Origin of the sequence: Actinomadura scrupuli, assembly GCF_050971785.1 — a bacterium.
GTDB lineage: Bacteria > Actinomycetota > Actinomycetes > Streptosporangiales > Streptosporangiaceae > Actinomadura_E > Actinomadura_E scrupuli.
In genome coordinates, this window is sequence record NZ_JBPCCU010000001.1 from 1651324 (window position 1) to 1672907 (window position 21584).

Genomic DNA, 21584 nt, shown 5'->3' on the forward strand with positions numbered 1-21584 from the left:
TGGCTACGAACACGCTCGACGCCATTCGACACCACCGGGTCTCGTCCTGCGGGCCGAGCACGCCGCCGAGCTCGCCGACCTGCTGCGGGTCAGCGCCGCCGACCATCATCGTGCCGGCCGAGTCCATGCGGTGCCGGGCGGGACTCAAGCAGGAGTCCCGCCCGGGATCGTCGGTCGTCCCGGGGATCAGTGCCTCGGGATCAGTGTCGGGGGGTCAGTGGAAGGTGAAGGCGACGGAATCCACCGTCGTGGTGGCCGGGCACAGGAAGGTGCCGGAGATCTTGGTGGCGGTGAACGGGCCGCCGGCGTAGGCGCGCGTCGTCCCGTCCCGCGTGATGGATGCGTTGGTCACGCGGTACGTGCAAGTGATGCCGAGCGCGCTGCCGCTGACATCGATCCGGTCGGACGAAGCGGTGCCGGCGGTGTCGTCGAAGCTGATCGTCGGCGAGTTGGCGAGGCTGAGGCTGACGCCACTGCCGCACTGCGGGACGATCGTGGCGCGGTCGACGGTGAGGGTGTTGGGCGGCGTGTCGCTGGTGGCGGCGTTGGCGAAGCTGCAGCTGTAGCCGAGCGCGGAGGCGGTGCCATCGACCAGTCCCGGGGTGGCGGCGTGGGCGGGGGTCGTCATCAGACAGGCGGTGGCGGCCGCGGTGGCGAGACCGGCGAACACGGTGCGGGGCCTCATGCAGGGTCCTCCTCTTGGACACGTGCAACAGAGAATTGAGGGGTGGGAGCAGAAATGTCATGCCTGGCTTGGCATGATGTTCCGGCCTCTCTAGGAACGCGTTCCGCAGCAAAGATAAACAATTGCAGCGATGGGGTCAACGCTAAATCTAAAGATCACTTGTCAACCTATTGGATAATTGAGTCAATAAGCCATTGCGTGTCCAATTGTTCACTCTATGTGGGTCCCGCCTCGCACTTCTTGACTGAACCGGCCAGGATCGCAAGAGGTCGGCGAGTTGAATAGGCATGTATGGGTTAAAACCCCGGGGAAGGATATGTGCGTTCCTTAGCAAACCGGGTGCGAGAACATGGCAGGTGGGGCGCTGTGATCGCCCAAAGCGTGATCGGGCTGCCGAGCCGCCGCGCTGGTGCCGGGCCCTGAGAAGCACACGAACGCCCCACGCCGGTACGGTCAGTTCGCCCTCGTCAAGCTCGTCCACGTGTAGGTCGAGCGTCGCGTCTTCCTCACCTCGAAACCTCGCTCGGCAAACGCGATGAAGCCGTCAGAGCCAGACACCGAGGGCCGGTCGGCCTCGGCATGCCCGCACCCAGGGGAGGCCACGCGAGAAGCGATCAGTACGGCACATCCACGCCGAGCTCACGCAGCCTGGCCACAGCCAGCGAAAGGCACACCTCGGCGCTGATCCCATCGGCCCGCATACCCCTACTCAGCGGACCGCCGCTCGCCGCGAAGGTCCAGGGGGACGCCCCTCGGCCAGCCTCTCAGCGTCGACTCTGAGCATCGCGTTCACGCCCTGCTCCGCGAGCCACTCGAGGATGGGCAGCGCCGCATCATCGATGCCGCTGCCATGGTCGACCTTGGGCCAGCGGCCCTTCCGCCCAGTCACCACACGACCCTACCGACAGGGACGGCAGCGCCTCTGCCCGATGCTCGGTGAACGGCGCCATTGCTGTGAACAGGAACAGTGAACCGGCCGAAAGCCCCACGATGAGGAGCAGGTTCTCGCGGACACCCACTTCCGCTGGTGCTCGTTCCCAATGCGCCCATATCTGCCGTCCGGCGCGGCCCATGACTCCACGTGCCGCCGTGGCGCGACCGGATCGACGTCGGCGGTCGGCCGGGTCCCGCCGTCGGCTCGTGAGCTGTCCGGTTCAGCCGCCCCAGAGATTGGCGGTCAGCTTGAAGCCAGGAAGATCGCCGAGTGGGATGGTCGCCTCGTAGGTCCGGACGTAGCCGGTGTGGCAGATCCGCCATCCCCCGTCCTCCCGCCGGTACCGGTCGCTGTAGTACGCGGCGCCCTTGATCAACAGCTTGTACTCGGGGACGAGGACCGTATCTTCCAGGCACCAGCTGCCGGTGGCGGTCTCCCCGTCGATGGCGATCTCGGGATGGGTACAGGAGTGCACGGTCGTGATGGCCGGTCCGAGCGCATCCCGCATGTACGAGACGATCTGATCGCGGTTGGTGAACGTCAGGGGCCGGCCCTGCGTTGCGGTCCCGTACTCGGCGGTCGCGTCGGCGGTCAGGGTGTCGGTGAACTCGTCCCACTGCTTCAGGTCCAGGGTCCGGAGATAGCGGTACTTGAGCGTACGGATCTCTTCGATCGCGATCAGGTCCACGCCCCAAAACTAGAACGCGTTCTCATTCGGCACAAGGGCCGGGAACGTCGAGCTGCTAGTGCTGCGGGGCGTCGAGGTGGCTTCGGGGACGTACTCGCCCTTGCGGATGCGGCTGAACCGCAGGGCCGGGGTGTCGGCGCCGACAAGGATCGGGGTGCCGCTGCCGGAGACTGGACCTTCTATGCCGCCGGCATCAGCCGACGCCGCTGGAGCAAGCGCCACCGCGAAGGATTCGACCCGAATGCGACCTGAACAATACGGAGAGAACGCCGCCGACGCAGAGCTGCGGGCACGGCTCCGGCATGTCTACTGGATCGGCGGCGGGAGCGGTGCGGGCAAGTCGACCATCGCCCGTCGAATGGCAGATCGGCACGGTCTGCGTCTCTACGCGACCGACGACGTGATGTCGGATCACGCCAACCGGAGCACACCCGAAGACAGTCCGTTCCTGGGCGAGTTCAAGAACATGGACATGGACGAGCGATGGGTGAACCGGTCTCCGGAAACGATGCTCGAGACCTTCCACTGGTTCCGGGGCGAGGGTTTCGGCCTGATCGTCGAAGACCTCCTGCGCCTGCCGAGGGAACCCGGTGTGATCGTCGAGGGTTTCCGGCTGTTGCCGCACCTGGTCAAACCCCTTCTTGCCGTTCCCGGCCACGCCGTCTGGCTACTCCCGACGCCCGAGTTCCGTCGAGTCGCATTCGACAACCGGGGCTCGTTGTGGGAGATCGCCCGGAAGACCAGTGATCCGGAGATGGCCCTGCGGAACCAGCTCTCACGCGATCGGATGTTCACCGGGCGCCTCTACGAGGAAACGAAGCGCCTGGCACTGCCCATCATCGAGGTCGACACCATGATGACCGAAGATGACCTGGCCGGGCGAGTGACCGAAGCGTTCGGACTCTGAGCGCAGACAGCACACGCCATTCGTAAATAAATCTTTGTTCGCCGATCACCCATGAGATCGATTTGGTCGCCTTGCATCACGGGAATGCCGTGCTGCGGCACCAGGTCTCGCCTCTTTGATACACGCGGGCCGATCGCCCCCGCTTTGTAGCGCTCATGTCGAAGTGGGACGGTATTGGAAGAGGCTTTAATTCCGTTCTGACATGATCTAGCCCGCTGCCGGACAGGGCCAAAGAGTGCGAAGCGGTCAAAGTGCTCCCGGTAAACGGGCGGGAGCGGGAAGCCTTGGGGGCGACGATGTCTGCTGGCGGAAACAAACGGCCGACCGGGACTGGCCGGATCTTCGAAGAGACGCCAGAGGGTGATTACGTCACCTCCGTTCGGGGCTTGGAGGTGCTGCGGGACCCGCTTCTGAACAAGGGGACCGCGTTCACCCCCCAGGAACGCGCCGAGTTGGGGCTGGACGGGTTGGTTCCGTCGGCGGTCGAGACGATGGATCAGCAGGTCAGCCGGGTGTACGCGCAGTACCGCAAGCAGTCGACGGACCTGCTCAAGAACGTCTATCTGGAGGCGCTGCGGGACCGCAACGAGGTGCTGTACTACCGGTTGCTGTCTGATCATCTGCGGGAGATGCTGCCGATCGTGTACGACCCGACGGTCGCGCAGGCGATCGAGAACTATGGGCATGAGTACCGCCGGCCGCGTGGCGTTTACCTGTCCATCGACGACGTGGACGGTATCGAGCGGGCCTTTGAGAACCTCGGAATGGGTCCGGAGGACGTTGACTTGATCGTGGCCTCCGACGCGGAGGAGATCCTCGGCATCGGGGACTGGGGGGTGGGCGGCGGCGCCGGTATCTCCGCAGGCAAGCTGGCCGTCTACACCGCCGCGGCCGGGATCGACCCGACGCGGGCCATCCCGGTGGCGCTGGATGTGGGCACCGACAACGAGAAACTCCTCGACGACCCGGCGTACGTCGGCAACCGGCACGGGCGGGTGCGCGGCGAGCGCTACGACGACTTCATCGACGCCTACGTGACGGCCGCTACCCGGCTGTTCCCCCACGCGTTGTTGCACTGGGAGGATTTCGGCCCGTCCAATGCCCGGCGGATCCTGGAGAAGTACACGTCCCGGATCTCCACGTTCAACGACGACATGCAGGGCACCGGCGCGATCGTGCTCGCGGCCATGTTGAGCGCCCTGCGGGTGTCCCGTACCCCGATGCACGACCAGCGGATCGTGGTCTTCGGTGCCGGTACGGCGGGCATCGGGATCGCCGACGAGTTGCGCGACGCGATGGTCCGCGACGGCCTGGACCCGCAGACCGCCACCCGCCGGATCTGGCCGGTCGACAAACCGGGCCTGCTGACCGACGACATGACCGATCTGCGTGACTTCCAGGTTGGCTACGCCCGGCCGGCCGCCGAGGTCGCGGACTGGCACAAGGAGGACGGCGGTATCCGGCTCGGCGAGGTCGTGGAGCGCGTCAAGCCGACCATGCTGCTCGGCACGTCCACCAAGCACGGTGCGTTCACCGAGGAGACCGTGCGTGCCATGGCCGCCGGTGTCGACAGGCCGATCATTTTCCCGATCTCCAATCCGACCGAGCGGATCGAGGCGATGCCGGGCGACCTGATCCGCTGGACCGACGGCCGGGCTCTGATCGCCACCGGCATCCCGGTCCACCCCGTCACCTACAACGGCGTCACCTACGCCATCGGGCAGGCCAACAACGCCCTGCTGTACCCGGGGCTGGGGCTGGGCGCGATCGTGTCGCGGGCGCGGCGGGTCAGCGACGACATGCTCCGGGCCGCGGCCGAGGCGGTCGGCCGGATGGTGGACGTCTCGACGCCGGGCGCGTCGTTGCTGCCTCAGGTGGACGACCTCAGGGAGGTCTCTGCCACGGTCGCCGTCGCGGTCGCCGAGCAGGCGGCCAGGGAGAACCTGGCCCGCGCCGACCTGCACAGCCCCAAGCAGCAGGTCGAAGCCGCGATGTGGCAGCCGGTGTACCGGCCGATCAAGGCACGATGACCATGGCCACCGACAAGCAAGGCACCGACACCGGACCGGCGATCCAGGACCTGCCGATCGGGCTCACGGCTTCCGGTACGCGCACCGAAACCGATTCCGTCGGCGAGATCGAGGTGCCGGCCGACCACTACTGGGGCGCGCAGACCCAGCGGTCGCTGATCCACTTCAATATCGGCGACGACCGGATGCCGAAGGCGATCTACCATGCCTACGGCTACATCAAGAAGGCCGCGGCGATCGTCAACGCCGCGGCCGGCCGGCTGCCGCAGTGGAAGGCCGATCTGATCAGCCGGGTCGCCGACGAGGTCATCCGCGGAGAGCTGGACAGCGAGTTCCCGTTGTACGTCTGGCAGACCGGTTCCGGCACCCAGTCGAACATGAACGTCAACGAGGTGATCTCCAACCGGGCCGTCCAGCTGGCCGGCGGCCGGCTGGGCAGCAAGGACCCCGTACACCCCAATGATCATGTGAACATGGGGCAGTCGTCCAACGACACCTTCGTCACCGCCATGCACATCGCCGCGGTACATGCGATCGACAGCCGGCTGCTGCCGGCACTGGACCGGCTACGCCAGGCCACCGAGGCCAAGAGCCGCGAGTGGGAACACGTGGTCAAGATCGGCCGTACCCACCTGGAGGACGCGACCCCGCTCACGGTCGGCCAGGAGTGGTCCGGATACGTCGCCCAGCTCACCGACGCCACCGACCACCTCACCAGCACCCTGCCCGGGCTGCACCGGCTGGCGATCGGCGGAACAGCGGTCGGTACCGGCCTGAACGCGCCACCCGGCTTCGGGGACGAGGTCGCCCGGCGGATCGCCGACCTCACCGGGTACCCGTTCACCAGCGCGCCCAACAAGTTCGCCGCTCAGGCCTCCTGCGACGCGCTGGTGCGCGTGTCCGCGGCGGTACGCGCCCTGGTCGCCCCGTTGTTCAAGTTCGCCAACGACATGCGCTGGCTCGGGTCGGGCCCACGGACCGGTCTGCACGAGCTGATCCTGCCCTCCAACGAACCGGGATCGTCGATCATGCCGGGCAAGGTCAACCCGACCCAGGCCGAAGCGATGATGATGGTCGCCATTCAGGTGATCGGCAACGACACCGCCGTCTCGATCGCCGGAGGGGAGGGCAACTTCGAGCTCAACGCCTTCCGCCCCATCATCATCAACAACATCCTGCACTCGGTGCGGATCCTGTCGGACATGCTCGACCACTTCCGCACCTATCTCGTCGAAGGGGCCCGGCTCAACACCACGAAACTCACCGACAACCTCGACCGGTCCATCATGATGGTCACCGCGCTCAGCCCGGTCATCGGCTACGACAAGGCCGCCCGAATCGCCCACCGCGCCCTGGACGAAGACCTGACCCTCAAAGACGCGGCCCTCAAGTCCGGCGTCAGCCAGGACCTCTACGACAAGGTCGTCGTCCCCGAACACCTCACCCGGCCCGGAGTCGCCGGCGCCAACGGCGGCCACAAAGCCCCGCACACCGGCTGATGGGCGGCGCTGGCGGTGGGGCCGCGCCCAGGAAGCGCGCCGCGCGGGGGCACCGCTCCATGACAGCTGAGGAGAGACGTCCTTGCCGCCTGGGATGCCGGCCTTCATCTGCTCGGCGGGCCAGGGATCGCCGTCGATGAACGTAGTGCTCGTAGCGGTGAACAAGGGCACCTCGGGCAGACGGGCAAAGGGGTCGTTGACCTTCATCGCATTGCTCCTTTCGGCAAATGGCCTACCGGTCAACGGATGGGCAGAATTCTGATTGGTCATGATGACCCTTGGCGCGTTCCGTTGCCGTCAACAGCCACACCCGGGGTGCGACCGGATCAGCCAATCCAGACGCTGCGCCCGTCTGAGCACTCGCTCGGCGATGTCATGGCGAGGTAACGCCTTATCCCCATCTGCGCAAGCGATGCGACCTGGGGTCTACCGTCGCCGCACGCGCCATACCGTAGGGCACGGCGATGCCGACGCCCGTCGTCGACCTGGCCGACCGGCGGATCAAACGAAACCCGTACTCGGCGGCCTCATCAACGAAATAGCAAGCAGCGTAGATCAAATGCAAAGCCTCAGGTCAACGACCCGATTCTAGTTTCGAGCGGGACAGGGCTGAGGGCCCTCCTGGGTGGTGGCGGGCACGGTCTCCATGCCTAACCTGGGCATATGAGCGTTCCGCCGAGAACCTTCAAGATCGACTACGAGTCGGCGTTCCAGGCTCTCCCGGCCCCGATCGTGCTGTTGACGCGTGACTTCGTCATCGTCGCGGCGAACGAGGCGTGCGTGAGGGCATCCGGACACAGGCTCGAGGAACTGCTCGGCCGGAGCGTCTTCGATGCCTTCTCCGGCGGTCCTGCCGACCCGGACGCGAACGGGCAACGCGCGCTGCGCGCCTCCCTCGAGCGGGTGGTGGAGACGGGAAGGCAGGACACCATGGCGTTGCAGAGCCGCGGCGCCGAAGTGCCCGGCAGACCGGGAGTGTCCGCGGAACGGTACTGGAACCAGATCAACGCGCCCGTCTTCGGCCCGGACGGCGAGCTGCGGCTGATCATTCATCGTTTCGAGGAGGTCACCGCCTTCCTTCGGCGGCTACGGCGATCCGGCGAACGCGACACCAGCAGCACCCGAATGGAGCTGGTGGCGATAGAGGACGAGGTCTACGCTCGCACCCGCGAACTCCAGGAGCTCAACGAGCGGCTCAGGCAGGCCCATGACCAGCAACTCCAGATCGCGTCGGCTCTACAACAGGCCATCGACCAGCAGCGGCGGTTCATCTCCGACGCCTCCCACGACCTGCGCAACCCGATCACCGGGCTGCAGACCCGACTGGAGGACGCGCTCGCCGACCCCGACGCCGATCCCAGGCAGGTCCTGTACTCGGCGCTGCGGGACTCACAACGGCTCAACGACCTGGTCGCCGACCTGCTCGAACTCGCCAAGCTGGACGCCGCCACACCGACGCCCGTCCAACCGGTCGACCTGGGACAGCTCGTCACCGAGGAGCTGAAAAGCCACGCCCTCACCACTGCCGTCTCCACGCGGCTCGACCCGGGAGTGGTGGTGCACGCCTCCCGGATACGGCTGGCCCGGCTGCTGGGCAATCTGCTGACCAACGCCGACCGGCACGCCGCCCACCGGATCCAGATCACCGTCACCACCGACCCGCCCGACGCGTTCCTGGAGGTCGTCGACGACGGCAAGGGAATCCCGCCGGCCGAACGCGAGCGGGTCTTCGACCGCTTCTACCGCTCGATCGCCTCCCGCCATCTGGATGCCGGTGGCACCGGGCTGGGCCTGTCCATCGCACGCGAGATCGCCCACGCCTACGGCGGTGACCTGTACGTCGCCGACCACCCCACAGGCGGGCGACTCGTCCTCCGGCTCCCGCTCGCCACCCAGGAGGCCGGGCGTCCAACAGGTCAGCCGCGGCTCACGGGCCTTTAGCACTACGCATCGAGTGGCCGGTTCTCCGAGTTGTGACTTCCGGTGGCCAATCGGCACCGGTCCTGGACAGTGCTGATCATCCGGCCCTCGGTGCCGGTCGTTCGGGTCAGCCCGGACCGCAACTCAAAGATCATGAGGCCAACATGTCTTTGGAAGACATCGTCACTGCCCTGACCTTCGCGGTCGTCCTCGTCTCGATGCTCGTCACTCACAACGTCGCCGACCACTGGGTACAAACGGACAGGCAATCCCAGGACAAGGTGCTGCACGGTGTTCACGTGCGGAAGGGACGCATGGCGTGCCTGCGCCACGTGGCGTCCTACACTGCCTGCACAGCGCTGGTAACCGGCGCGATGTGGGCAGTCTTCGACCTGCAGATCTCCTTGTTCAGCTTTGTCGCCGGGCAGGCCATCTCGGCGGTCACCCACTACTGGGCGGACCGCCGAACCACCCTGGAGGGTTTGGTGAACTGGCTCGGCCGCACCCTCATCCCCGGCAAGGGCAACCTGTACCGTCTCGGCGCACCGCGCGCCGACAAGGATGACAACCCCTCGCTCGGGACGGGGGCGTACGCCCTCGACCAGGCGTGGCACTGGTGGTGGATCTTCGTCGCGTCCGTCGTGACGGCGGTCGCGGCCTGAGCGCCACCACGTGAACACTGGACGGCGCCCCCCAGGGGGCGCCGTTGTTCTCGCATTGGCCTACGCGACGCGTAGCGCTCTCCTGTGAGTCACGCCGGATGGGGGACGATCTCCAGACCCACCGGGCCGTTGACGATGAACGACGGCAGGCGGGCGGGCTCCTCGGGGTGGGCGACGGCGAGGTCGGGCAGGTGCCTGAACAACGTGGTCAGGGCGACGTCCGCCTCCAGGCGCGCGAGGTGCGCGCCGAGGCAGAAGTGGGGCCCATGGCCGAACGCCAGGTGCTCCTTACTGGTCCGCGTGGGGTCGAAACGTTCCGGGTGGTCGGGGTGGAGTTCTGGATCGCGCCCGGCGGAAGCGAAGCCGATGATGATCGGATCGCCTTTGCGGATGACGACACCCTCGCCGAGATCGATGTCCTCGACGGCGTAGCGCAGCGGGAGATACATGACCGGGCCCTCGACGCGCAGCGTCTCCTCGACGACGTCCTCCCAGCCGATGGCTCCCTCGCGGATGAGCGCAAGGTTTTCAGGGTGGGTGAGCAGGGCTTGGACGGCGCTGGTGATGAGGTTGACGGCGGTCTCGTAGCCCGCACCGATCATGAGGAGGAGGGTGTCGAGCAGCACGGGGTCCGGCGTCGGCTCCTCGCCGGGTTCGGACGGCAGGAGCAGGTCGCTGGTCAGATCAGCGGCCGGACGCTCCCTTTTCCAGCGCAGCAACTCGCTGAGCCGGTCGTGGAGTTCGGTCTGAATGGCCAGCCCACGCTCCGGATCGACCGACGGATCCAAGATGGCGTCGATCGCGGCGCCGAGCCTTTCGCGCAGCTGGTCGGGGACGCCGAAAAGATCGCAGATGACGGTCATGGTCAGCGGCAGCGCCAGGGCTTGCCGCACATCGACGGTCGCCCCGGGCGGCAGGGCGGCGAGCATCTTGACCAGGCGGTCCGCGGTCGCCTGAACCTGCGGGCGCATCAGCTCGACCCGCCGCGGCGAGAATGACGAGGCTATGCGGCGGCGGGACCTGCGGTGCTCCTCCCCGTGGGAGTTGACGAAGTTCTGTTGCAGGGCAATGGGGGCCAGCGACCAGCCCTCGGGCACGTTGGCCAGACCGGGCCAGTGCCGGCGGGGGTCGCGCGAGACACGCGGGTCGCCGGTCAACGCCTGGATGACGCTGTACCGGGTGACCGACCACGCGTGGATGGGACCTGGAAGCTCGACGAGCACCGCCGGTCCTTGGGCGCGCAACGCGGCAGCCTCCGCGTGCATCGCGCGGGCCGTGGGGTCGAGAACGGGACATCTGGCAACGGACGCGGACGACATGCGATGCTCCCCACTGGTAAATTGCATGGTGACTTTCGCTGATTCCGCCTGATGAATACCTGGCCGCAGCGGAATCCGGCATGCGCTCTCCCTTCCTTCTACGTGTGTCGTCCACGCGTGGCAATGGTCTCGATTCGGCCGCGGGTCCACAGGCCGATGGTCGGCGGACGGGCAAGGCGACTTGACCTGAGATGTAAGAAATAATATCCATGCAGGTCAAGGTGGGGTACTGGCCTGAAAGTGCCGACAGCCGAGGGCGAACGGATTTTCCTGGTCTAGAAACGCGGCCCACCGGGAACAAAGGACGGCGCCTAGTCACTACTAGTGAGTAACAGGCTCCTGAGCAGCGGTTGAACTGCGGCTATGCTAGCCGTCCGCTGGGCTCTGGGGGTCAGCCGCTAACCGTTCCGATGCAGCTGGACATCGAACGGGTCGGAGTTTCGTATCGGTCTCACCGCTGGGACGTGTGGGCCGAATACCGGCCACACCTTGATCGTCGGGCGAATGATCGGGACATGGGTTTGATCGGGCGGCCGTACGCGCTCAACACGAACATGATTGGGGCAATTGAGAGTCGTCCAATCCGCAAGTTGATCGGCCTGGCACGGACGCATACTCCGTTCTGCATGCCTTCGCACGTCACCTGCGCAGCCGGTCCGCTTGCATCACCGTGGTGATCCGAGCGGCGGGGCAGCGGAGCCACAACCGACCGTCGCGGCATGCTCCGTCCCGGTGAACGATCGTCAATCGGTCCGGCTGCGGAGGCTCCGCGCCAGGGTGGGGATCATCACCGTCGCCGGGACGAGGTGTAGCCCGAGAAGGGCGGTGGTGGTGGCGGTGTTCGCCTGGGAGAGGAGGGGCGGGACCAACGAGATCGCGGTCAGCGACACTGCCGTCCACACGAATCGCTCGGCGGGGCGAGCGCTCCAACGAAGAAGAGCGGCGGCAATGACGATGCCCACGACCGAGAAGAAGCCGGTCACCACGGCGAATCCGGGCAACGGGATCGTCTCGCCACCATCGGGGACCTCGAAGTCGACGCCACCGACCTGGGCGAGCGCGGCGGCGAGGGTGGTGGCCACCATCGCTGCGAGCGTGGCGATGAGGCCGGTGGCGGCGAGCCCGCGGAGTCGGTGGGGGTGGCTGGTCTGGCCCGGTGCCGGGCCGGCGACTTCCCCGGTGTCGTTCATGCTGTTCATGTCGTTCCTCCATCATTCGGTAACTGGCGCGTGACGGTCCTGGCCCTGGGGTGTCATTCAGTCGGGTCGACCGGAGTACGCCCGGGCACCACGCTCTGGACGGAACGCTCTGGGGCGGAGTCCCGCTGGGCCGGCGGGGGGTGTGTTGTGGCGTCATGGGGCCGGCGTCGGTGGGTGTCGCCGGTGGCCAGGTGACCGTCGTGGAGAGCCTGGTGTACGAGACGGCGTGATCACGCCGCGGCGCCGAGCTGCGCGGCGATGCCCTCCAGGCACCACGTCCAGCCCTCCCGCATGTGCCCGGCGGTCTGGGCGTCCGACAGGCCCTCGACCGTGAGCTCCAGCCGGGTCCCGCCCTCGACCGGCAGGAGCAGCACCGTGCAGCGGGAGCGCTCGGCCATGTCCTCCCCCGCCGTGAGCACGTCGAGCACGAGCCGCTCCACAGGCTCGAAGACCGCGAAGGTCGCCGTCTCGCTGTAGGCGTCGCCGGCCGGGCGGGGGCCGAACCGCAGCCGGTAGCCCCCGCCCTCGCGGGCGTCGACCTCACAGGTCGACACGCGCCAGGCCGGGTCGGGGCAGGCCCAGCGCTCCAGCAGGTCGGCGCGGGTCCAGGCGGCCCACACCCGCTCGGGCGGCGCGGGATAGGTGCGGTCGAGGTCGAATGACAGGAGCGGGGCGGTGGTCATGTGTCCTCCAGGAGGGTGCCGAGAGCGTCCAGCCGGGTCGACCAGAGCGCCTGCTGCTGTGCGGTCCACGTGGCCACGGCGACGAGCGCGTCGTCGCGCAGCCGGCATTCGCGCACGCGGCCGCGCTTGACGGTCGTCACCAGGCCCGCCTCCTCGAGCACGCGGACGTGCTTGAGCACGGCGGGCAGCGACATCGACGTCGGTGCCGCGAGGTCTCCGGCGGACGTCGGCCCGCGGGCGAGCCGCTCGACGATGGCCAGGCGGGTGGGGTCACCCAGGGCCGCGAACTGACGGTGAATCATTTGGTTTACTATTGCGTCTCGACGCGCCCGTGTCAATCCGCTGGCAGGTGCGGGCTCCGACGTCTTGGGCGTAGGAGGCCTGCGCCGCCGCATCCTGCTGCAGTGAGGATCACTCAGCGTCACCATTGAATACGGGACAGAGCCTGACCTTCTCCCAGACTGTTCCGGTTGGTGGTGAGGTGTCGGCCGTCGCGGGTGACGGCATGGGCGTGGAACCGGGGATCGAAGTCCAGCTTGGCAAGGGCGGTCTCGCCCATGGCGAACAGCGCGGTGGACAGGGCGTCGAGGCGGGTGAGCTGGTGACCGACGAGTGTGAGGGAGAGTAGGTCGGTGACCGGCAGGCCGGTGTGGGGATCGGTGATGTGGGCGCCGCGTTCGGTGATGCCGGAGGTGGCGACGGCGAGGTCGGTGCCCTCGACGACGGTCAGCAGGCGGCCGCGGTCGAGGGGGTGGGCGACACCGATCCGCCAGGGTTCGCCGGGGGAGCGCTCGCCGCGGGTCTGGATGTCGCCTCCTCCATTGACGCAGTGGTCCTGGACGCCCGCCCGGTGCAGTTGTGTGGAGACCTGCTCGATGGCCCAGCCCTTGACCAGGGCGTTCGGATCGAGGAGACCTGCGGCGGTGAGGCTGAACCAGCCGCCCGTCTCGGTCTCCAATCGCCTTCCCAATGCGAGGACGTGGCGGACCTCGGGCGCGCAGGCCGGGAGCATGAGCTCACCTCGTGCGAGGCGGCTGATCTCGCTGTCGGGCTGGTAGGTGGAGAACAGCGCGTCCATGCGGTGCAGCCAGGTGATCGCCTTGTCGAGGGCGGTGCGTGTGGCCGTCGTGGCGGGGCAGCGCAGGTCGAAGGAGAACACGGTGCCCATGACGTGTTCGACGTGGTGGAGGCCGTCATCCACGGGCGTGGTCCAGAGCGCTTTGCAGAGAGGTGATGTAGCCCTGGCTGGTGTAGGTCGCGCCGGACACGGAGTCGATTTTCGCGGTGCCGGCGGAGAGGGCTTCGTCGGTGAGCTGAGGGAGGGCGAAGGAGGCGATCGCCCGGTCGCGGCCGTTCTCGTTCGGTGCCCGGAGGACGGTGACCTTGGTGAGCTTTCCGGCGTTCATGGTGATGGCCACTTGGACGGGGCCGTAGCGCGTGGGAACGATGTTGCCCTTGAAGGTGCCGGTCGCCGGCCGTGTGGAGGGCGCCTTCCGCTGGGCGGTGGACGTCGTACCGGAGGAGGTCGTCGCCGTCGGGGCGGGTGTGACCTGATGGGGCTTGAGGGACAGCAGCAGGATGATCCCGGCGACGGTGGCCGAGGTGGTGACGGCGGCGCGGAGCATGATGGGCCTCAGAGCTCGAAGGATTCGTGGTGGATTCGCCGGGCGGGCACGTGTGCGGCGCGCAGGGCGGTGCGGGCGGCGGCGGCCATCCCCGGAGGGCCGCACAGGAAGACGTCGCGTTCGGCGAGGTCGGGTACGACCTGGCGCAGGGAACGGCCGGTCAGCTCCAAGCGGTAGGCCGCGGGTTCGTCGACGAAGTAGTGGACCGTGGCGCGGCGTGCGGCGGCGATGGCATCCAGTTCCGTGCGGAGCGCGAGGTCCCCGGCCCGGCGTGCCACGTAGATGAGCACTACGTCGCCCGGCAGCGTCTCGAACAGGCTGCGGAGCGGGGTGATCCCGACGCCGCCGGCCAGCAGCAGGGAGCGTCCGCGGCGAGAGCGGGCGGCGGTGAAGGCTCCGTAGGGTCCTTCGGCCCAGACCCGGACGCCCGGTCGTAGCCTGGCGAGCGCCTGGCTGTGGTTCCCGGCGACCTTCACCGTGATCCGCAACTGGCCGGGACGGGGGGCCGCGGACAGGGAGTACGGATTGGCCGCCCACCACAGTCCCGGCGCGACGAACCGCCAGCGGAAGAACTGGCCCGGCTCGGCCCCCAGCTCGTCCAGCCGGTGCCCGTTGATGTAGACCGACAGGACGCCCGGCCCCTCCACCCGGACTCCAGCGACCCTCAAGCGGTGGCGAAAAGCCTGTCGTACGGGGAGCAGGAAGCGGAAGCACAGAATCAGGGCGGCGACGGTTCCGTACATGCCGTACCAGAACACCCTGGCCGCCGGGGTCTGCACGAACTGGGCGCCGAGCGCGAGCTGGTGGGAGAAAGCAAGGAAGATCGCCAGATAGGACCCGAGATGGATCAGATGCCACACCTCGTAGGGGAGCCGGCGGCGGGCGGCCCGGGCTGAGGTGACGCCCACTGCCACAAGGAGAGCGAAGCCCACGGTGCCCTTGAGCATCTCGGGATAGTTCAGGACGATCGCCGCGCCCTCGCCAATGGGGTCGGTGTGGTCGGCGGCCGCGTAGCCGAGGACGATGAGCAGGACGTGGGTGAGGGCGAGGCAGACGGTGTAGCGACCTCCCATGGCGTGCCAGCGGGCCAGCCGGTCGGTGCCGACGCCCCGCTCCAGCGCCGGGACCCTGGCCATGAGGCCGAGGAGGACCGCGCACCCGTAGCCGGCGAGCAGTCCGCTGATCCTGCCCGCCTCGGTGAGCCACCCGGCCGGGCCCCGGACGTCCGGGGTCGTCTGCCACCACAGGCCGAGCACGATCGCGCCGCCCGTAAGAATCAGCGCGGTCGGCAGCCAAGCGCCCAGCCGCAACCTGCGCGGAGGGCTGTGCCCGGCGGCAAGATCGGAAAAGGGATGGTCGATGATGGTCACGAAGGCCCCTCCTTGATGTCTGCCCGGCCACTGTGGAACACCGACCTCTGGATTCCCTCTGAGGTGGGCGGTCGGCGGGACTCTCAGAGGAAACTCAGAGGTTGGCCGATCACAATGAGGAGTCATGACGACGATCGATGGAGAGCCCGGCCCGCGCCGTGCAGACGGGACCCCGGTCCGGGTTCTCGTCGTCGACGACGAACCGGACCTCCTCGATGTGGTCTCCCGGATGCTCCGGTCGGAGGGCTGGGCCGTCGTCACCGCTGCGACGGGCGGCGAGGCGCTGGCGCGGGCGCGTGAGTTCCGGCCCGACGCCGTCGTCCTGGACATCATGCTTCCCGACCAAGACGGTCTCCGGGTCCTGGAGGGACTGAGAGCCCTGCTGGCCGACATCTGCGTGCTGTTCCTCACCGCCCGCGATGCCGTCGAGGATCGGGTCGCGGGCCTCACGGCGGGCGGCGACGACTACGTGACCAAGCCCTTCAGCCTGGAGGAGGTTCTCGCCCGGCTCAACGCCCTGGTGCGCCGCGCGGGCATCGCCCGCCGGACCGAAGCTCCCGGCCTGCTGAAGGTGGACGGCCTGGAACTCGACGAGGACACCAGGGAGGTCTTCCGGGACGGCGATCCGATCGAGCTCACGCCGACGGAGTTCGAGCTCCTCTGCTTCCTGATGCGCAACCGGCGCCGGGTGCTGAGCAAGGCGCAGATCCTCGACCATGTGTGGAGTTATGACTTCGGCGGTCAGGCGCACGTGGTGGAGCTCTACATCAGCTACCTGCGCAAGAAGATCGACGCCGGCCGGTCCCCGATGATCCACACGGTCCGGGGTGTGGGCTACACACTGCGGTCGACATCGTGAGATCACTATGGGTACGGCTGACTGCCGGGCTCGTCATCCTGATGGCGATCAGCTTCCTGGTGGTGGGACTGGCGACCTCCGTCGGCCTCGAAGGCTTCCTCGTCGGCAAGCTCGACCAGCAGCTCACCACCTCAGGAGGACGGTTTCCAGCGAGCCTGGAGCATGGGGAGCGACCTGACGCCGACAACGGTCCCGATACCCGAGGCCAGGGCGAGGGCACGTTCGGAGCCAGGCTCTTCAACGGGGTGGTGACCGACAACGCCGTCGTACGCGGACGCACCCAGGAGACCGTCCCCCTCTCAGCCGCCGATCAGAGCACCCTGGCCAGCCTGAAGCCCGGCCGGTTCCGCACGGTCCGCCTCTCGGAGATCGGCGCCTACCGGATCCGGGCCCAGGAGGGCGACGACGGCGATGTGCTGATCACCGGGCTCCCCATGGAGCAGATCGAGATCACCGTGCACCGGCTGCTGCTGGTCGAGACAGTGCTGTTCGTCGTCGTACTGGCCGCTGCGGCTGTGGCCGCCGCCGTCTGGGTCCGCCTGGCACTGCGCCCCTTGCACCGGGTCGCCTCCGTCGCCTCGCAGGTCGCGGAACTGCCACTGTCCGGAGGCGACGTCGAACTCCCCGAACGGGTTCCGGGCGGTGGATCCGGCACCGAGGTCGGCCGGCTCGCCGAGGCGTTCAACCGCATGCTCGGACACATCGAGGACTCCCTGGAACGCAGACAGGCCAGCCAGGAACGGCTACGCAGGTTCGCCGCCGACGCCAGCCACGAGCTGCGGACCCCGGTCGCGGTGATCCGCGGCCACGCCGAACTCGCCCTCAGACAGCGGACCGAGGTCTCCGACGACGTCCGCCACGCGCTGCGGCGCATCCAGGCCGAGTCCTCACGCATGGGCGACCTGGTCGACGACCTGCTCCTACTGGCCCGCCTCGACACCGGCCGCCCCCTCGACGACCAACCCGTCGACCTGACCCGGCTGCTCCTGGACTCCGCCGACGACGCCCGCGCCGTCGGCCTCGACCACCGCTGGCGGCTGGACCTGCCCGAGGAACCCGTGGAGATCCGCGGCGACCAACACCGCCTCCACCAGGCGATCGCCAACCTCCTGACCAACGCCCGCACCCACACCCCGCCCGAGACCACAGTGACCCTCAGACTCGCCCAGGAGCCCTCGGCCGTCGTCATCGAGGTCACCGACGACGGCCCGGGCGTCCCCGCCGACCTCCAAGCCGACATCTTCGACCGCTTCGTCCGCGCCGACCACGGCCGCTCACGCGGAGCCGGCGGAACCGGCCTTGGCCTGGCCATCGTCCAGGCGGTCGCCGGCGCACACCACGGCACCGCCACCCTCGACAGCGAACCCGGACACACCACCTTCACCATCCGCCTCCCGAAACCCGATCCGGATCTTCGCTCCGATACTCGTCAACCCCCTTCCCAGCCGACTGATCCCCGGCGATGGTGACGATGCAGTAGTGGCCTGGAGAACATCGGAGGAGAACCAGGCAGGTCAGGGCGTGTGAGCCGGTGAACCACCGATCAGTCTCCGGCTGATGGTTCGGGACGCCGCCTTCGATGCCCGGGTGGGGGTGCTGTCGGGTCTCCCGACCTCAGCAGAGGGCCGCTCAGGCCAACGCTCTATTTTCTGGGTGCCAGGCACAGGACGTAGCCGTAGCCGCCGGTGCCCGCATAGAAAGATCGGGTTGAGGTGGGGTAGGGCTCGCACACATCGGTGTCGCCTTTGTAGACGCCCTCCTTGATGTCGTCGACTTTGCCGACCACATGGAACGTGGCCTGGTTGTCGGTGCAGGACACCACTTGCATCCGGTTCGGGGTCTGTGCGTTGCTCACGCAGTTCCCGACCTTGGCGATGTCGGGATCACCGGTGGCTCTCTTCAGGAGATAGTCCTGCACCCACAAGCCGACCACCCCGACGATGACAATGCCAATGATCACGATGCCTTTCCTGGTCCGCCACCAGGGCACTTTGGGCGCGGGCGGATATCCAGGCGGCGGGTACGGCGCGCCGACACCGGGCGGAGGGAAGGGGGCCGGCCCTTGCGTTGAAGGTGGGAGTGGGGGTTGGTCACGGTCGGGTTGCTGCGGAGACTCCGACACTGCCCACTCCTTTTCCGGAGTCCTCGAAGAGCTCTCGCGGTGGGCCCGCCGGGTGCTCTCAGAGTGCTCACGTCTGTACGTAGCCGCCCAACCTTAGCGTCATGATCGACTTGGGGTAGCGGTGCGCGATGGTGCGGGTTGCTGATCCGTTCGGCATCATGCCCGGATCGGTCCGTCGAGCAGCCATGGAGCAGCCACGGGTCGCAAACACCACAGAACACCCATGGCGTATACGCGGATCTGGGCGAGGTCGGCGAGTGGTTCCAGGTTCGGGCGTCATGGCCTGTTTCAAGGCCGACTGCGCGCCCAGGCAATGATGATCTTGGTATCCCCGGCCTCTTGGTGGAGGCACACGTCAGCGGTGTCCGGGGAGGGCCCGCGATCACGATGTAGGCCGCCGTCGTCGAACCGTAGCGCGGGATACGCCTGGTGACCGCCGATCGGCCGCCGGTACTGACGGGGCCACCGTGTGCTCGCGCCCAGTGAACCGATGCGGATCCCGTTCGCCAAGGGCTGGGCGTGCCGGGAAACGAGGGTCAGTGCCGGCGGGGTGATGAATCCGGGAGCGGGACTTCTTGGACGAGCCGGCCCGGCGGTAGGGCGTTCGGGCCGGGCGAGGTGCCGCCAGGGGTGGCGCCATGGCCGGGGTGCTCGGCCGGAGCCGTGGTCGGGGCGGCCTGCCGCTGGTCGGTGTCGTCGTCGTAGAGGCCTCTGGTCTCGGCTTTGAGGATGCGCGCGGACTTGCCGAGTGAGCGGGCGAGTTGCGGGAGCTTGGTGGAGCCGAAGAGCAGGACCAGGACGACCAGGATGATCAGGAGCTCGGTGGTTCCGAAGTTGGTCATGTTGCTTCCTTCGGTTGGGGTGTCCGGCGTGCGGGTGTCCGGTATTGGAGGTGGTAGTCGTGCGGGTTGAGGCGGCGGGTGCGGCGGTGGTAGCCGGTCATGTAGCCGGGCCAGTTGTTGGTGTTGCGGCGCTGTGCGTCGAGGTACCAGCTGTCGCAGCCGCCCTGGTTCCATACCGAGGTGGACAGGCGGTGCTGGGCGGCGGTGTCGAAGCGGTCCAGGGTGTCGGCGCGGACGTCGAGGGTGCGCACATCGCCGGCGAGGAGGTCGGCGGCCTGGACGATGTAGCCGATCTGCCGTTCGAGCATGTAGACGATGGATCCCGAGCCCACGTTGGTGTTGGGCCCGTACATCAGGAAGAAGTTGGGGAAGCCGCTGACGGCCAGGCCCAGGTAGGCGCGGGCGCCGTCCTTCCAGGCGGCGTCGAGTTCGAGGCCGTGCCGTCCGACGAGGCGCATGGGGGCGAGGAAGTCCTGGGAGCGGAAGCCGGTGGCCCAGATGATGGTGTCGGCGGGGAGGTGCTCGCCGTCGGCGGTGCGCAGGCCGTCGGGGGTCACCTCGGTTATCGGCTGGTCGACGACCTGGACGTTGGGCCGGTTGAGGGCGGTGTAGTAGTCGCTGGAGGTCAGGATGCGCTTGCAGCCGGGCTCGTAGCGGGGGGTGAGCCGTCTGCGCAGGTCGGGGTCGCGTACCGAGCGGAGGGCGAACGCGCACAGCGCGCGGACGTGCGCCGACAGCAGGCGGCGGGCGCGGGGGGTGACCAGGCCGGGGTTGAGCAGCAGTTCGAACCACAGGAAGATGCCGAGCCGGGACAGCTTCTGCACGGCGGGCACGCGCCGGTTGAGGGTTCGCCGCCAGCGGGGGTAGACGCGGTCGGGCTTGCGGCTGATCCAGTGGGCTTCGAGCTGGAAGACGGTCAGGTTCGCGGCGGTGGGGGCGATGAGCGGGACGAACTGTACGGCGCTCGCGCCGTTGCCGACGACGGCGATGCGCTTGCCGTGCAGGTCGTGTTGGTGGTCCCAGCGGGCGGAGTGGAACACCGTGCCACTGAAGTCCGCCAGACCGGGGATCTGCGGCACCGCCGGGTTGGACAACTGCCCGCAGGCGGCGACCAGCAGGTCGTGCTCCTCGACCCGGCCGTCGCCTAGATTGACCCGCCAGCGGCCCGTGCCGGCGTCGAATTCCGCGTCGGTCACCTCGGTGCGCAGCCGCAGGTTCGGTTCCAGCCCGTACTTGTGCACGCAGTGCCGCAGGTAGGCCAGGATCTCGGGCTGCTCGGCGAAGCGCCGGGACCAGTCGGGCTTGGGTTCGAAGGAGTAGGAGTACAGATGGGAGGGGGCATCGCAGGCGGCACCCGGATAGGTGTTGTCACGCCACACGCCTCCGGGGCCGTCGGCTTTTTCGTAGATGGTGATGTCGGTGAAGCCGGCCTTGATGAGGCCGATGGCCAGGCCGATGCCGCTGAATCCGCTCCCGACGATGGCGATCGAGACGTCTGTGCGCCCCATGTGCGGCTCCCTGCTGTGGGGTGGCGGGCGATACCGTCGAGCTCCCGCCTCAACACGCGGGAATTACCGACTTTCGTGTCGGTTAGAATGAAGGTAATACGGGAGGGGAGTCAAGACCATGGCGGAAATCTCGCCCAAGCCACGAATGCGGGCCCCGGCCCGCAGGGCGCTCATCACCACGGCTGCGATGGAGATCTTCGCGGACAAGGGCTACCACGCCACCTCGCTGGGTGAGATCGCGACGGCGGCCGGGGTGGCCCGGACGGTGCTCTACGACCACTTCCCCTCCAAGCGCGTGCTGCTGCTGGCGGTGATGCAGGAGCAGAATTCGGCGCTGATGGCCTACGTCGGCAGGCGCATCACCGGCTCGGGGCCGGCCGAGGAGCGGATGCGCTCCACGATCGACGCCTACTTCAGCTTCGCCCAGAGCAATCCCGCTGCTCGCAGGCTGCTGTTCGACCAGGCCGACGAGGACGACCCGGAGATCCGCACCGCGCGCAAGGGCATCCGCGAGACGCGCACGCACGCGGTGACGGCCCTGCTGGCGGGCGACATGCGCACGGTCGGGGTGGAGCCGGGCGAGCCGATCGCCGAGGCGATGGTCGAACTCATCATCACCGGCCTGGACGGTGTGGCGCAGTGGTGGGAGCGCAACCCCGACATGCCCAGATCGATGCTGGTCGAAGGGGCGATGCGGCTGCTGTGGAGGGGGCTGGGCAACGTGCAGTAGAG

General features: G+C 67.9%; 21 protein-coding genes. 8 read left to right on the forward strand and 13 right to left on the reverse strand.

Annotated features, from left to right (window positions below):
- Nucleotides 1-214: 214 nt before the first annotated feature.
- The 3 genes from ACRYCC_RS07470 to ACRYCC_RS07480 all read right to left on the reverse strand — a co-directional run bounded on the left by ACRYCC_RS07470 (nucleotide 215) and on the right by ACRYCC_RS07480 (nucleotide 2307).
- Nucleotides 215-685 (reverse strand): hypothetical protein, encoded by a 471-nt coding sequence (locus tag ACRYCC_RS07470; RefSeq protein ID WP_433809842.1) that lies wholly within the window; start codon nucleotides 683-685, stop codon nucleotides 215-217.
- Nucleotides 686-1394: 709 nt separating this feature from the next.
- Nucleotides 1395-1574, reverse strand: a complete 180-nt coding sequence (locus ACRYCC_RS07475) for a hypothetical protein (protein ID WP_433809843.1) — start codon at nucleotides 1572-1574, stop codon at nucleotides 1395-1397.
- Between the two features lie 265 nt (nucleotides 1575-1839).
- The gene (locus tag ACRYCC_RS07480; RefSeq protein WP_433809844.1) at nucleotides 1840-2307 is read right to left on the reverse strand and encodes a nuclear transport factor 2 family protein; all 468 of its coding nucleotides are present in this window, start codon (nucleotides 2305-2307) and stop codon (nucleotides 1840-1842) included.
- 154 nt (nucleotides 2308-2461) lie between these two features.
- On the opposite strand from ACRYCC_RS07480, the gene ACRYCC_RS07485 reads away from it, so the two are divergent.
- The 5 genes from ACRYCC_RS07485 (at nucleotide 2462) to ACRYCC_RS07505 (ending at nucleotide 9325) form a co-directional block, all read left to right on the forward strand.
- Nucleotides 2462-3214, forward strand: coding sequence for a hypothetical protein (locus tag ACRYCC_RS07485; RefSeq protein ID WP_433809845.1), 753 nt, complete (start codon nucleotides 2462-2464; stop codon nucleotides 3212-3214).
- A gap of 296 nt (nucleotides 3215-3510) precedes the next feature.
- The gene (locus ACRYCC_RS07490) at nucleotides 3511-5244 is read left to right on the forward strand and encodes an NAD-dependent malic enzyme (RefSeq protein ID WP_433809846.1); all 1734 of its coding nucleotides are present in this window, start codon (nucleotides 3511-3513) and stop codon (nucleotides 5242-5244) included.
- The gene (fumC, locus tag ACRYCC_RS07495; protein ID WP_433809847.1) at nucleotides 5241-6743 is read left to right on the forward strand and encodes a class II fumarate hydratase; all 1503 of its coding nucleotides are present in this window, start codon (nucleotides 5241-5243) and stop codon (nucleotides 6741-6743) included. The genes ACRYCC_RS07490 and fumC overlap by 4 nt, the downstream gene beginning before the upstream one ends.
- Before the next feature lie 663 nt (nucleotides 6744-7406).
- On the forward strand, nucleotides 7407-8684 hold the full coding sequence (locus tag ACRYCC_RS07500) for a PAS domain-containing sensor histidine kinase (RefSeq protein WP_433809848.1): 1278 nt from the start codon (nucleotides 7407-7409) through the stop codon (nucleotides 8682-8684).
- Between the two features lie 143 nt (nucleotides 8685-8827).
- A complete protein-coding gene (locus ACRYCC_RS07505; RefSeq protein ID WP_433809849.1) occupies nucleotides 8828-9325 on the forward strand; it encodes a transcriptional regulator in 498 nt (165 codons plus the stop codon).
- 89 nt (nucleotides 9326-9414) lie between these two features.
- Here ACRYCC_RS07505 and ACRYCC_RS07510 read toward each other — a convergent pair whose 3' ends face one another.
- The 7 genes from ACRYCC_RS07510 to ACRYCC_RS07540 all read right to left on the reverse strand — a co-directional run bounded on the left by ACRYCC_RS07510 (nucleotide 9415) and on the right by ACRYCC_RS07540 (nucleotide 15521).
- Nucleotides 9415-10644: a cytochrome P450 family protein gene (locus tag ACRYCC_RS07510; RefSeq protein WP_433809850.1), complete on the reverse strand. Its 1230-nt coding sequence runs from the start codon at nucleotides 10642-10644 to the stop codon at nucleotides 9415-9417.
- Between the two features lie 743 nt (nucleotides 10645-11387).
- Complete coding sequence (locus ACRYCC_RS07515; protein ID WP_433809851.1) at nucleotides 11388-11843, reverse strand: DUF6069 family protein; 456 nt, start codon at nucleotides 11841-11843, stop codon at nucleotides 11388-11390.
- A gap of 230 nt (nucleotides 11844-12073) precedes the next feature.
- Nucleotides 12074-12526 carry an SRPBCC family protein gene (locus ACRYCC_RS07520; protein WP_433809852.1) on the reverse strand — a complete coding sequence of 151 codons (453 nt, stop codon included), beginning with the start codon at nucleotides 12524-12526 and terminating at the stop codon, nucleotides 12074-12076.
- Nucleotides 12523-12828, reverse strand: coding sequence for an ArsR/SmtB family transcription factor (locus tag ACRYCC_RS07525; protein ID WP_433809853.1), 306 nt, complete (start codon nucleotides 12826-12828; stop codon nucleotides 12523-12525). The genes ACRYCC_RS07520 and ACRYCC_RS07525 overlap by 4 nt, the downstream gene beginning before the upstream one ends.
- A 119-nt stretch (nucleotides 12829-12947) precedes the next feature.
- Nucleotides 12948-13727 (reverse strand): FAD:protein FMN transferase, encoded by a 780-nt coding sequence (locus tag ACRYCC_RS07530; RefSeq protein ID WP_433809854.1) that lies wholly within the window; start codon nucleotides 13725-13727, stop codon nucleotides 12948-12950.
- Nucleotides 13720-14151, reverse strand: coding sequence for an FMN-binding protein (locus ACRYCC_RS07535; RefSeq protein WP_433809855.1), 432 nt, complete (start codon nucleotides 14149-14151; stop codon nucleotides 13720-13722). The genes ACRYCC_RS07530 and ACRYCC_RS07535 overlap by 8 nt, the downstream gene beginning before the upstream one ends.
- An 8-nt stretch (nucleotides 14152-14159) precedes the next feature.
- On the reverse strand, nucleotides 14160-15521 hold the full coding sequence (locus ACRYCC_RS07540) for a ferredoxin reductase family protein (RefSeq protein WP_433809856.1): 1362 nt from the start codon (nucleotides 15519-15521) through the stop codon (nucleotides 14160-14162).
- Nucleotides 15522-15645: 124 nt separating this feature from the next.
- Between ACRYCC_RS07540 and ACRYCC_RS07545 the strand changes: the two genes are divergently transcribed.
- Together ACRYCC_RS07545 and ACRYCC_RS07550 are read left to right on the forward strand one after the other, a co-directional pair.
- A complete protein-coding gene (locus ACRYCC_RS07545; protein ID WP_433809857.1) occupies nucleotides 15646-16380 on the forward strand; it encodes a response regulator transcription factor in 735 nt (244 codons plus the stop codon).
- On the forward strand, nucleotides 16377-17849 hold the full coding sequence (locus ACRYCC_RS07550; RefSeq protein ID WP_433809858.1) for a sensor histidine kinase: 1473 nt from the start codon (nucleotides 16377-16379) through the stop codon (nucleotides 17847-17849). The genes ACRYCC_RS07545 and ACRYCC_RS07550 overlap by 4 nt, the downstream gene beginning before the upstream one ends.
- A gap of 173 nt (nucleotides 17850-18022) precedes the next feature.
- Here the strand turns inward: ACRYCC_RS07550 and ACRYCC_RS07555 are convergent, their stop codons facing one another.
- The 3 genes from ACRYCC_RS07555 to ACRYCC_RS07565 all read right to left on the reverse strand — a co-directional run bounded on the left by ACRYCC_RS07555 (nucleotide 18023) and on the right by ACRYCC_RS07565 (nucleotide 20852).
- Complete coding sequence (locus ACRYCC_RS07555; protein ID WP_433809859.1) at nucleotides 18023-18340, reverse strand: LppU/SCO3897 family protein; 318 nt, start codon at nucleotides 18338-18340, stop codon at nucleotides 18023-18025.
- Nucleotides 18341-19038: 698 nt separating this feature from the next.
- Entirely contained in the window at nucleotides 19039-19344 is a 306-nt protein-coding gene (gene tatA, locus ACRYCC_RS07560; RefSeq protein WP_433809860.1) for a Sec-independent protein translocase subunit TatA, read from the reverse strand.
- Nucleotides 19341-20852, reverse strand: a complete 1512-nt coding sequence (locus ACRYCC_RS07565; RefSeq protein WP_433809861.1) for a flavin-containing monooxygenase — start codon at nucleotides 20850-20852, stop codon at nucleotides 19341-19343. Before ACRYCC_RS07565 ends, tatA begins: the two co-directional genes overlap by 4 nt.
- 118 nt (nucleotides 20853-20970) lie before the next feature.
- On the opposite strand from ACRYCC_RS07565, the gene ACRYCC_RS07570 reads away from it, so the two are divergent.
- On the forward strand, nucleotides 20971-21582 hold the full coding sequence (locus tag ACRYCC_RS07570; protein ID WP_433809862.1) for a TetR/AcrR family transcriptional regulator: 612 nt from the start codon (nucleotides 20971-20973) through the stop codon (nucleotides 21580-21582).
- The last annotated feature ends 2 nt before the right edge of the window (nucleotides 21583-21584 follow it).

What these genes read in the sequence shown, in the direction of transcription:
- ACRYCC_RS07535 (WP_433809855.1), bottom strand. Translation starts at nt 14,151, where the DNA reads ATGCTCCGCGCCGCCGTCACCACCTCGGCCACCGTCGCCGGGATCATC.
- tatA (WP_433809860.1), bottom strand. Translation starts at nt 19,344, where the DNA reads ATGACCAACTTCGGAACCACCGAGCTCCTGATCATCCTGGTCGTCCTG.
- ACRYCC_RS07505 (WP_433809849.1), top strand. Translation starts at nt 8,828, where the DNA reads ATGTCTTTGGAAGACATCGTCACTGCCCTGACCTTCGCGGTCGTCCTC.
- ACRYCC_RS07565 (WP_433809861.1), bottom strand. Translation starts at nt 20,852, where the DNA reads ATGGGGCGCACAGACGTCTCGATCGCCATCGTCGGGAGCGGATTCAGC.
- ACRYCC_RS07570 (WP_433809862.1), top strand. Translation starts at nt 20,971, where the DNA reads ATGGCGGAAATCTCGCCCAAGCCACGAATGCGGGCCCCGGCCCGCAGG.
- ACRYCC_RS07525 (WP_433809853.1), bottom strand. Translation starts at nt 12,828, where the DNA reads ATGATTCACCGTCAGTTCGCGGCCCTGGGTGACCCCACCCGCCTGGCC.
- fumC (WP_433809847.1), top strand. Translation starts at nt 5,241, where the DNA reads ATGACCATGGCCACCGACAAGCAAGGCACCGACACCGGACCGGCGATC.
- ACRYCC_RS07470 (WP_433809842.1), bottom strand. Translation starts at nt 685, where the DNA reads ATGAGGCCCCGCACCGTGTTCGCCGGTCTCGCCACCGCGGCCGCCACC.
- ACRYCC_RS07500 (WP_433809848.1), top strand. Translation starts at nt 7,407, where the DNA reads ATGAGCGTTCCGCCGAGAACCTTCAAGATCGACTACGAGTCGGCGTTC.
- ACRYCC_RS07510 (WP_433809850.1), bottom strand. Translation starts at nt 10,644, where the DNA reads ATGTCGTCCGCGTCCGTTGCCAGATGTCCCGTTCTCGACCCCACGGCC.
- ACRYCC_RS07490 (WP_433809846.1), top strand. Translation starts at nt 3,511, where the DNA reads ATGTCTGCTGGCGGAAACAAACGGCCGACCGGGACTGGCCGGATCTTC.
- ACRYCC_RS07545 (WP_433809857.1), top strand. Translation starts at nt 15,646, where the DNA reads ATGACGACGATCGATGGAGAGCCCGGCCCGCGCCGTGCAGACGGGACC.
- ACRYCC_RS07520 (WP_433809852.1), bottom strand. Translation starts at nt 12,526, where the DNA reads ATGACCACCGCCCCGCTCCTGTCATTCGACCTCGACCGCACCTATCCC.
- ACRYCC_RS07515 (WP_433809851.1), bottom strand. Translation starts at nt 11,843, where the DNA reads ATGAACAGCATGAACGACACCGGGGAAGTCGCCGGCCCGGCACCGGGC.